The organism is Enterobacter cloacae complex sp. P16RS2 (assembly GCF_014982155.1).
Taxonomy (GTDB): Bacteria; Pseudomonadota; Gammaproteobacteria; order Enterobacterales; family Enterobacteriaceae; genus Enterobacter; species Enterobacter cloacae_M.
Window position 1 is genome coordinate 61,987 of the sequence record NZ_JADCKW010000004.1, and the last position, 8,768, is coordinate 70,754.

An 8,768-nucleotide genomic window follows, 5' to 3' on the forward strand; every position below is an offset into this window, starting at 1 on the left:
GGGCCGGTGAGGGCTTCTGCCTCGGGGAGAGGGAACACAACATTACGGCATTGCCGGTGGCGTAATGCCGAAATGATTCCACGCCCGCACCGTTGCCATACGTCCACGCGGGGTACGCTGCAGGAAGCCCTGCTGGATCAGATACGGCTCCAGCACATCTTCAATCGTCTCACGCTCTTCCCCAATAGCCGCAGCCAGGTTATCCAGCCCGACCGGGCCGCCAAAGAACTTATCCAGCACCGCCAGCAGCAGTTTACGGTCCATATAGTCAAAGCCTTCGGCATCAACGTTCAGCATATCCAGCGCCTGAGCGGCGATCTCAGCGGAAATCGAGCCATCGTGCTTCACCTCGGCAAAGTCACGCACGCGGCGCAGCAGACGGTTGGCGATACGCGGCGTACCGCGGGAACGCTTCGCTACTTCAAACGCGCCCTCTTCGCTCATTTCGAGCCCCATATAGCGGGCGCTACGGCCAACGATGTGCTGGAGATCCGCCACCTGGTAAAACTCAAGACGCTGCACGATGCCGAAACGGTCGCGCAGCGGAGAGGTCAACGACCCGGCGCGGGTGGTGGCGCCAATCAGGGTAAACGGCGGCAGATCGATTTTGATGGAGCGCGCGGCCGGGCCTTCACCGATCATGATATCCAGCTGGTAATCTTCCATCGCCGGATAGAGCACTTCCTCCACCACCGGCGACAGGCGGTGGATCTCATCGATAAACAGCACGTCATGCGGTTCGAGGTTGGTCAGCATCGCCGCGAGATCGCCAGCCTTTTCTAGCACGGGGCCAGAGGTGGTGCGCAGGTTGACGCCCATCTCATTGGCGACGATATTCGCCAGCGTGGTTTTGCCTAAACCGGGAGGGCCAAAAATCAGCAGGTGATCGAGCGCATCGCCGCGCAGCTTTGCCGCCTGGATGAAAATCTCCATCTGGGAACGAACCTGCGGCTGGCCGATATATTCATCAAGCAGTTTTGGGCGGATCGCGCGGTCCACCACGTCATCTGCCTGAATAGTGCCTGCCGACACCAGGCGGTCTGCTTCAATCATCCTTTACCTCACAATGCAGCGCGCAGCGCTTCACGAATCAGGGTTTCACTGCTGGCGTCCGGTTTGGCAATTTTGCTCACCATACGGCTGGCCTCCTGAGGTTTATAGCCCAGCGCCACCAGCGCGGCAACCGCTTCCTGCTCGGCGTCATCATCCGTCGCAGGGCCGCCAGGTGAGGTCAGTACCAAATCGGCTGCCGGAGTGAACAGATCGCCATGCAGACCTTTAAAGCGGTCTTTCATTTCGACAATCAGGCGCTCGGCGGTTTTCTTACCAATGCCCGGAAGCTTAATCAGCGCCGCAGGATCTTCGCGCTCAACGGCATTCACAAACTGTGGTGCCGACATGCCGGACAAAATCGCCAGCGCCAGCTTCGGCCCAACGCCGTTGGTTTTAATCAGCTCGCGGAACAGGGTGCGTTCCTGCTTGTTATTGAAGCCGTACAGCAGCTGGGCATCTTCACGCACCACAAACTGGGTAAAGACAATCGCCTCTTTGCCCGCGTCCGGCAGCTCGTAGAAGCAGGTCATCGGCATATGGACTTCATAGCCCACTCCACCCACTTCCAGCAGCACTAACGGGGGTTGTTTTTCAATGATGATGCCTCTGAGTCTGCCTATCACGTGACGCTCCTGCGTTCTGGGAGAAATTAACTGCCGACATAATAAAAAAAGGCTGGATGTTTATCCAGCCTGATTTCTGATTATCGTAACCTGCCTCGCGCCAGATTGAGCCGCGACTCACTCATTTGCATAGCATTCTGGCTGACGTGACAGTGGGTAATTGCAATAGCCAGCGCATCGGCGGCGTCGGCCTGCGGGTTCGCGGGAAGCTTCAGCAAGGTACGCACCATATGCTGCACCTGGCTTTTCTCCGCGCTCCCAATGCCCACTACCGTCTGCTTGACCTGACGCGCAGCGTATTCGAATACCGGCAAATCTTGGTTCACGGCAGCGACGATGGCGACACCGCGCGCCTGACCGAGCTTTAGCGCTGAATCGGCGTTTTTCGCCATAAAGACCTGCTCGATGGCGAAATAGTCCGGCTGAAACTGGGTGATGATCTCCGACACGCCCGCATAAATGAGCTTCAGGCGCGAAGGAAGATCGTCCACTTTGGTGCGAATACAGCCGCTGCCCAGGTAGGTTAACTGGCGTCCCACCTGACGGATAACGCCATAACCGGTGACGCGTGAGCCTGGGTCAATCCCGAGAATAATCGACATCACGCGTCTCCCGTAAACGGTTTACAGGCTCTCATCAGAGAGTCGCTGCAACCTCATCAGAGATTTCACCGTTGTGGTACACTTCCTGCACGTCGTCGCAGTCTTCGAGCATGTCGATCAGACGCAGCAGTTTTGGTGCCGTTTCCGCATCCATGTCCGCTTTGGTAGACGGGATCATGGAGACTTCAGCGTTGTCCGCTTTCAGGCCAGCCGCTTCCAGCGCGTCGCGCACGGCACCCATCTCTTCCCACGCGGTATAAACGTCGATAGCGCCGTCATCGAAGGTCACTACGTCTTCCGCACCGGCTTCCAGCGCCGCTTCCATGATCGCATCTTCGTCGCCTTTCTCGAAGGAGATGACGCCTTTTTTGCTGAACAGGTAAGCCACGGAACCGTCGGTGCCCAGGTTGCCACCGGTTTTGGTGAACGCGTGGCGCACTTCCGCAACGGTACGGTTACGGTTGTCGGACAGACACTCAACCATCACCGCAGTACCGCCAGGGCCGTAACCTTCATAAATGATGGTTTCCATGTTCGCGTCTTCATCACCGCCCACGCCACGTGCGATAGCACGGTTCAGGGTGTCACGCGTCATGTTGTTAGACAGCGCTTTATCTACCGCCGCGCGCAGACGCGGGTTAGAAGCCGGGTCGCCGCCGCCCAGACGCGCTGCTGTCACCAGCTCGCGAATGATTTTGGTAAAGATCTTACCGCGCTTGGCATCCTGTGCCGCTTTGCGGTGTTTGGTGTTGGCCCACTTACTATGACCTGCCATAAAAAGTTCTCCAAAAATCGCGCCTTCTCAGGCTGCGTTAATTACAAATTCTTCAATCGCCTGCCGGTTGCTCCACGACTTGGTGAGTGCGGCGGCATCCGCCGCACTCACCCAGCGGTAGGTCAGGTGTTCGGTAAACACGATCTCCCGTTCATGGGGGAGCGCGAGACAGAACCACGACTCCGTATTGCGCTCGGTACCCGGCGCGTAGCGATGACGTAAATGGCTAAAAATTTCAAACTCCACCGTGCGCTGGCAGTCCTTCAGGGTCAGTTGCTCGCGGGCAACGTCAATGGTGACCTCTTCCTTTACTTCGCGCGCGGCGGCCTGCAACGCGGTTTCCCCCTCTTCCAGACTGCCGGTTACCGACTGCCAGAAATCAGGGTCATCGCGCCGCTGCAACATCAGCACCCGCTTCGTGTCTTCTGCATAAATGACCACCAGGACCGAAACGGGAAGCTTATATGTCATATCAGTTTTTCTCTTCCTTCTTCACCACATCAATGCCCAGTTCGGCCAGTGCGGCCGGGTTGGCAAAGCTTGGCGCTTCGGTCATCAGACACGCTGCGGCAGTGGTTTTCGGGAAGGCGATAACATCACGGATGTTATCGGTGCCGGTCAGCAGCATGGTCAGACGGTCAAGACCGAAGGCCAGACCCGCGTGCGGCGGCGTACCGTATTTCAGGGCGTCCAGCAGGAAGCCAAACTTCTCGCGCTGCTCCTGCTCGTTGATGCCGAGAATGCCGAACACGGTCTGCTGCATTTCGCCGCTGTGAATACGCACGGAACCACCGCCCACTTCGTAGCCGTTGATAACCATGTCATAAGCGTTCGCGACCGCATCTTCCGGTGCCGCTTTCAGCTCTGCCGCCGTCATGTCTTTTGGCGAGGTGAACGGGTGGTGCATTGCGGTCAGGCCGCCTTCACCGTCGTCTTCAAACATTGGGAAGTCGATAACCCACAGCGGCGCCCATTTGTTTTCATCGGTCAGGCTCAGGTCTTTGCCGAGCTTCAGACGCAGCGCGCCCATCGCATCCGCCACGACTTTCTTGTTGTCTGCGCCGAAGAAGATCATATCGCCGTCCTGCGCGCCGGTGCGCTCAAGGATCGCTTCCACGATGTCCGCGTTCAGGAATTTCGCTACCGGGCTGGTGATGCCTTCCAGACCTTTCGCACGCTCGGTCACTTTAATATAGGCCAGACCTTTCGCGCCGTAGATCTTGATAAAGTTGCCGTAGTCGTCGATTTGCTTGCGGCTCAGTGCCGCACCGCCCGGTACAAGCAGGGCCGCCACACGGCCTTTAGGATCGTTAGCCGGGCCAGCGAAGACGGCAAACTCAACGCCTTTCACCAGGTCTGCTACGTCCACCAGCTCCATCGGGTTACGCAGGTCTGGTTTGTCGGAGCCGTAACGACGCTCGGCTTCAGCGAAGGTCATGATAGGGAAATCGCCCAGCTCAACGCCTTTCACGTCGTTCCACAGGCTACGCACCAGAGCTTCCATCACTTCACGCACCTGCTCGGCGGTCATGAAGGAGGTTTCCACATCGATCTGGGTAAATTCTGGCTGGCGGTCAGCGCGCAGGTCTTCGTCGCGGAAACATTTAACGATCTGATAGTAGCGATCGAAGCCGGACATCATCAGCAGCTGTTTGAACAGCTGTGGAGACTGCGGCAGCGCGTAGAATTTGCCTTTATGAACGCGGGATGGAACCAGGTAATCGCGCGCCCCTTCCGGCGTCGCTTTGGTCAGCATCGGGGTTTCGATGTCGAGGAAACCATGGTCATCCATAAAGCGGCGCACCAGGCTGGTGATTTTCGCACGGGTTTTCAGGCGCTGAGCCATTTCCGGACGACGCAGATCCAGGTAGCGGTATTTCAGACGCGCTTCTTCAGTGTTGACGTGGTTGGAGTCCAGCGGCAGCGCTTCTGCACGGTTGATGATCACCAGATCGGACGCCAGCACTTCGATGGCCCCCGTCGCCATGTCGGCGTTGACGTTTTTCTCGTCACGCGCGCGCACTGTGCCGGTAACCTGAATGCAGAACTCATTACGCAGCTCAGAGGCCAGCTTCAACGCATCTGCGCGATCCGGATCGAAGAACACCTGAACGATACCTTCGCGGTCGCGCATATCGATGAAGATAAGGCTACCAAGATCACGACGACGATTGACCCAACCACACAGGGTTACCTGCTGTCCAACGTGGGACTGACGCAGCTGCCCGCAATATTCTGTACGCATGAGATATCCCTTAATTAGCCGCAGGCTAAATGTCGCCTGGTATGCAGGCTACTATGTCGCAGCTTTCTGTATGTCACAACTGGATGAAAAAAGGCGGCTATTATACTGGAAATTCCGCCGGACGATAAGAGCGAACCACGGCCAGGCGGTCGTTTGCTGCACTCTTATTGCGCATTCTCACAAAAATTAACAAAATTATCCGACCAGGAACAGGCCATGACGTCGTATGGTGTCTGGAAGTGATTCATTTAACAGGAGTAACGATGTTAACACTTGATGCCAGTAAAACCGCACTTGTTGTGATTGATTTACAGGAAGGCATTCTGCCCTTCGCCGGTGGCCCGCATACTGCGGATGATGTGGTCAACCGCGCTGCTCGCCTGGCGGAAACATGTCGTGCCAGCGGTGCGCCTGTTGTCATGGTGCGCGTCGGCTGGTCCGCTGATTACGCCGAAGCGTTAAAACAGCCCGTTGATGCCCAGGTTCCAGCACGCGCCCTGCCTGAAAACTGGTGGACGTACCCGGCCGCACTCGGCAAACGCGACAGCGATATTGAAGTGACCAAACGCCAGTGGGGCGCATTTTACGGTACCGATCTCGAACTGCAGCTCCGCCGTCGCGGCATCGACACCATCATCCTGTGCGGCATTTCCACCAACATCGGCGTGGAGTCTACCGCCCGCAACGCTTGGGAGCTGGGCTTTAATCTGGTGATCGCTGAAGATGCCTGCAGCGCGGCCTCCGCGGAACAGCACCAGGGCAGCATGACCCATATCTTCCCGCGCATCGGCCGCGTGCGCAGCACGGATGAGATTGTCAGCGCGCTATGATGTACGTGGGCCTGCCCCAGTGGTCGCACCCGAAATGGGTGCGCCTTGGCATCACCAGCCTTGAGGAGTATGCCCGGCACTTCAACTGTGTCGAGGGTAACACCACCCTGTATGCGCTCCCCAAAGCCGAGATTGTTACGCGCTGGCGGGAACAAACCACCGACGACTTCCGCTTCTGCTTTAAGTTTCCGGCCACCATTTCCCACCAGGCCGCGCTGCGCAACTGCGGTGATTTGACCGAAGAGTTTTTTACGCGCATGTCGCCGCTGGCGAACCGCATCGGTCAGTACTGGATCCAGCTACCCTCCACGTTTGGCCCGCGCGATTTGCCTGCGCTCTGGCAGTTCCTGGATACCCTGCCCCGCGAATTCACCTACGGCGTCGAAGTCAGGCATCCTGAATTTTTTGCGAAGGGCGAAGCAGAAAAAGCGCTCAATCGCGGCCTGCTTGAGCGTTCCGTTAACCGGGTGATCCTGAAGAGACCTTTCTATTGATACACTGTAAAGATGGGACTTGTAGCGAGGATTAAGCGGCTTCAAGCAGATGAGACAGAGCAATCATTCGGATATGTTCTTGCGTGTAACCTGCAAGGCGGTATTTCCGAACCAACTCATAGCCTACACGGTCAAGGTTATCTAAAGCGGCTTCAGACAGCTTCACAATGATGTTATTTCGGTTGTCTCCACCTTCAGAGTGAAACGGTGCTCTTGCTGCTGAAGCGGTTACACGTACAATCTGTGGCTTTGGTTTAGGCGGCTGTCTGCGTGTTTTAGAGCACTCTACACAGCGACCGGACGACACATAACGGATAAGTGAGCGGCAATGAATACACGGCTTATCAGGATTAATAAAGGTTTCAGCCATTAGTTAGTAACCCCTCTAAATAGTCTGTGATTCGGGCTTGCTGGCAACGGGTTGAACCATCGTTTGAACGGCGAACCAGCTTACCAAATAGCTGGGGGTGAATTTTACCTACCAGATTGTGACCAACGATTAGACGCTTTTCAGAATCGTAATAGTTAATCGGGGCGTTAATCGTATCTTCCATTTATCAGCCCCCGCTTACCATCTGTTTAATAGCAGCCTTTAAAGCTGCATCTCGTTGCTGTTCAATCGTTGGCTTAGGCTTCACCTTATACGTGGTGACCGCTTTAGCTGGCTTCACAGTTGGTTTAGGCTTATTACCTGCACAGAGTGCTTTAAAGGTTGATTCACTGATTTCTGTTTGACCGTTGAAATATTTGAATTCCATTGAGTCAGTAAGATGATTATACCTGCCACGCTTTGATAGACCTTTCATTGGAATACTCATTATTCGGTTACCTCTTCAGGCTCAGTTACAATTACGTTTAAATAGCTTTCAAAGGGTTTAATTGAATTCAGAGATTTACGAGCTTCAATCACGACTTTATTTCGCTGGTGGACAGCTTCAGAGGCTTTTACCTTCAGACGTTCAATCATCTTGTCGGTAGTTGATTCAGCCTCTGCTGTAGCTTTATCTGTAATTTCCTGAAGAGGATTATCTTTAGCGTTCTTTGGCATACGGATAAAGGTAACCATTCCAACAGATACACGATGAACCATATAACCTTGTTCAGCCATGCTTTGAATCACTTGCTGCTGGTTTGTCGGGTAAACCTGCTTCACAATGAATCCGTGTCTTTCAGACGGGTTAGCAAGATATTCAGCAGCTTTCTGATTAATCAACACTGAACGAGTTTCTACAGCATCCTGATATTCAGCCTCAGCTTTATTCATTCTGTCAGTAGCCTGTTGTACCTTTGGAAAGTACAAACGTTCAATATGCTCTTTCTGTTCAAACGGTAACAGGTGACTGATACTTGCAACTGGTGATTCAATTTTTACAGCTTGATTTAAAGTGGTCATTATTAATTACTCTTAGTCTGGTTTACTTAGATTTAAGAAAGCAGAAAACCGCGTCAGAGCCAACTTAATGTAACTCGACACGGTATCTAATTAGGGTTGTTCATCTTCTCAAGAGGAATTCCCGTCACTCATTCGGGATGGATGCCTGAGAAGATAAACAGAAGGAAACTGAGGAGCCAGAAATAATCGGTGATTGATGGATAGTGAATATCTCTAACTCATATAACCATTCTGTCATATATTAATGGAATGTCAACGGTTATTTTTAACTCTTTCACTGATTGATTTAATGAGTAATAAGCGAGTAGCTTTAGTCATCATTCTTTTGATGTGATATTTCTTATTCGGGATTGGGTTAATCAAATCACCAATCTTTCTTAATTCAGTATGGACAGTGTGGCAGGTCTTCCCTGTTACTTTGTAATATGTCTTCATTCATAATCGAACCTTTTTTCAATACAAATAAAAAAGGACTCCGAAGAGTCCCTTTTACATTGCTTTCTCAAAATACCTCTTGACCTGTACCAGTTGATTTTTTGATTAAGCAAACCAGATAAAAAAAAATTATCACATGATAAATGGAATCTGTAAAACTCAAACAGCTATCAATCACTCAAATGTTCAGCATTAATATTCAGGTCTTCAAAGCCACCAGTTAAAACCTGTGTCTGGAATGTTCCAATCTTCTGACTATCCATATTCACACTAATGTTAATACGCTGGTCATTTCGGATGTGAAGTGGCACACTGAAT

Annotated in this window: 11 protein-coding genes and 1 pseudogene; 2 read left to right on the top strand and 10 right to left on the bottom strand. The window is 53.2% G+C overall.

All coding sequences use genetic code 11. The features are described 5' to 3' along the window. Nucleotides 1–42: 42 nt before the first annotated feature. From ruvB to aspS, 6 genes are all read right to left on the bottom strand, one after another. Nucleotides 43–1,053, bottom strand: coding sequence for a Holliday junction branch migration DNA helicase RuvB (gene ruvB / locus INF68_RS01600; RefSeq protein WP_023312235.1), 1,011 nt, complete (start codon nucleotides 1,051–1,053; stop codon nucleotides 43–45). A gap of 8 nt (nucleotides 1,054–1,061) precedes the next feature. Further along, the gene (gene ruvA, locus INF68_RS01605) at nucleotides 1,062–1,676 is read right to left on the bottom strand and encodes a Holliday junction branch migration protein RuvA (RefSeq protein ID WP_023312236.1); all 615 of its coding nucleotides are present in this window, start codon (nucleotides 1,674–1,676) and stop codon (nucleotides 1,062–1,064) included. Between the two features lie 80 nt (nucleotides 1,677–1,756). Then, nucleotides 1,757–2,278, bottom strand: a complete 522-nt coding sequence (ruvC, locus tag INF68_RS01610) for a crossover junction endodeoxyribonuclease RuvC (protein ID WP_003859749.1) — start codon at nucleotides 2,276–2,278, stop codon at nucleotides 1,757–1,759. A 34-nt stretch (nucleotides 2,279–2,312) separates the two neighbouring features. After that, entirely contained in the window at nucleotides 2,313–3,053 is a 741-nt protein-coding gene (locus INF68_RS01615) for a YebC/PmpR family DNA-binding transcriptional regulator (RefSeq protein WP_008500447.1), read from the bottom strand. Nucleotides 3,054–3,080: 27 nt separating this feature from the next. Further along, nucleotides 3,081–3,524 (bottom strand): dihydroneopterin triphosphate diphosphatase, encoded by a 444-nt coding sequence (nudB, locus tag INF68_RS01620; RefSeq protein WP_126786412.1) that lies wholly within the window; start codon nucleotides 3,522–3,524, stop codon nucleotides 3,081–3,083. A gap of 1 nt (nucleotide 3,525) precedes the next feature. Next, nucleotides 3,526–5,298 carry an aspartate--tRNA ligase gene (aspS, locus tag INF68_RS01625; RefSeq protein ID WP_126786413.1) on the bottom strand — a complete coding sequence of 591 codons (1,773 nt, stop codon included), beginning with the start codon at nucleotides 5,296–5,298 and terminating at the stop codon, nucleotides 3,526–3,528. A 263-nt stretch (nucleotides 5,299–5,561) separates the two neighbouring features. Between aspS and INF68_RS01630 the strand changes: the two genes are divergently transcribed. Further along, on the top strand, nucleotides 5,562–6,128 hold the full coding sequence (locus tag INF68_RS01630; RefSeq protein WP_047061094.1) for a hydrolase: 567 nt from the start codon (nucleotides 5,562–5,564) through the stop codon (nucleotides 6,126–6,128). Then, nucleotides 6,125–6,619 (top strand): annotated as a pseudogene (locus tag INF68_RS01635) (DUF72 domain-containing protein); the annotation flags it as partial. The gene INF68_RS01630 and the pseudogene INF68_RS01635, both read left to right, overlap by 4 nt. A 34-nt stretch (nucleotides 6,620–6,653) precedes the next feature. Here INF68_RS01635 and INF68_RS01640 read toward each other — a convergent pair. From INF68_RS01640 to INF68_RS01655, 4 genes are read right to left on the bottom strand one after another with little or no spacing between them, the layout of a single operon-like run. Beyond that, on the bottom strand, nucleotides 6,654–6,992 hold the full coding sequence (locus INF68_RS01640) for a hypothetical protein (RefSeq protein WP_131023598.1): 339 nt from the start codon (nucleotides 6,990–6,992) through the stop codon (nucleotides 6,654–6,656). Further along, on the bottom strand, nucleotides 6,985–7,176 hold the full coding sequence (locus tag INF68_RS01645) for a hypothetical protein (RefSeq protein ID WP_047037288.1): 192 nt from the start codon (nucleotides 7,174–7,176) through the stop codon (nucleotides 6,985–6,987). Before INF68_RS01645 ends, INF68_RS01640 begins: the two co-directional genes overlap by 8 nt. Nucleotides 7,177–7,179: 3 nt before the next feature. Continuing rightward, entirely contained in the window at nucleotides 7,180–7,440 is a 261-nt protein-coding gene (locus INF68_RS01650) for a hypothetical protein (RefSeq protein WP_042945486.1), read from the bottom strand. Further along, entirely contained in the window at nucleotides 7,440–8,015 is a 576-nt protein-coding gene (locus INF68_RS01655) for a hypothetical protein (RefSeq protein ID WP_226326632.1), read from the bottom strand. The genes INF68_RS01650 and INF68_RS01655 overlap by 1 nt, the downstream gene beginning before the upstream one ends. Nucleotides 8,016–8,768 lie beyond the last annotated feature (753 nt).

What these genes read in the sequence shown, in the direction of transcription:
- ruvB (WP_023312235.1), bottom strand. Translation starts at nt 1,053, where the DNA reads ATGATTGAAGCAGACCGCCTGGTGTCGGCAGGCACTATTCAGGCAGAT.
- ruvC (WP_003859749.1), bottom strand. Translation starts at nt 2,278, where the DNA reads ATGTCGATTATTCTCGGGATTGACCCAGGCTCACGCGTCACCGGTTAT.
- INF68_RS01615 (WP_008500447.1), bottom strand. Translation starts at nt 3,053, where the DNA reads ATGGCAGGTCATAGTAAGTGGGCCAACACCAAACACCGCAAAGCGGCA.
- nudB (WP_126786412.1), bottom strand. Translation starts at nt 3,524, where the DNA reads ATGACATATAAGCTTCCCGTTTCGGTCCTGGTGGTCATTTATGCAGAA.
- aspS (WP_126786413.1), bottom strand. Translation starts at nt 5,298, where the DNA reads ATGCGTACAGAATATTGCGGGCAGCTGCGTCAGTCCCACGTTGGACAG.
- INF68_RS01630 (WP_047061094.1), top strand. Translation starts at nt 5,562, where the DNA reads ATGTTAACACTTGATGCCAGTAAAACCGCACTTGTTGTGATTGATTTA.
- INF68_RS01640 (WP_131023598.1), bottom strand. Translation starts at nt 6,992, where the DNA reads ATGGCTGAAACCTTTATTAATCCTGATAAGCCGTGTATTCATTGCCGC.
- INF68_RS01645 (WP_047037288.1), bottom strand. Translation starts at nt 7,176, where the DNA reads ATGGAAGATACGATTAACGCCCCGATTAACTATTACGATTCTGAAAAG.
- INF68_RS01650 (WP_042945486.1), bottom strand. Translation starts at nt 7,440, where the DNA reads ATGAGTATTCCAATGAAAGGTCTATCAAAGCGTGGCAGGTATAATCAT.
- INF68_RS01655 (WP_226326632.1), bottom strand. Translation starts at nt 8,015, where the DNA reads ATGACCACTTTAAATCAAGCTGTAAAAATTGAATCACCAGTTGCAAGT.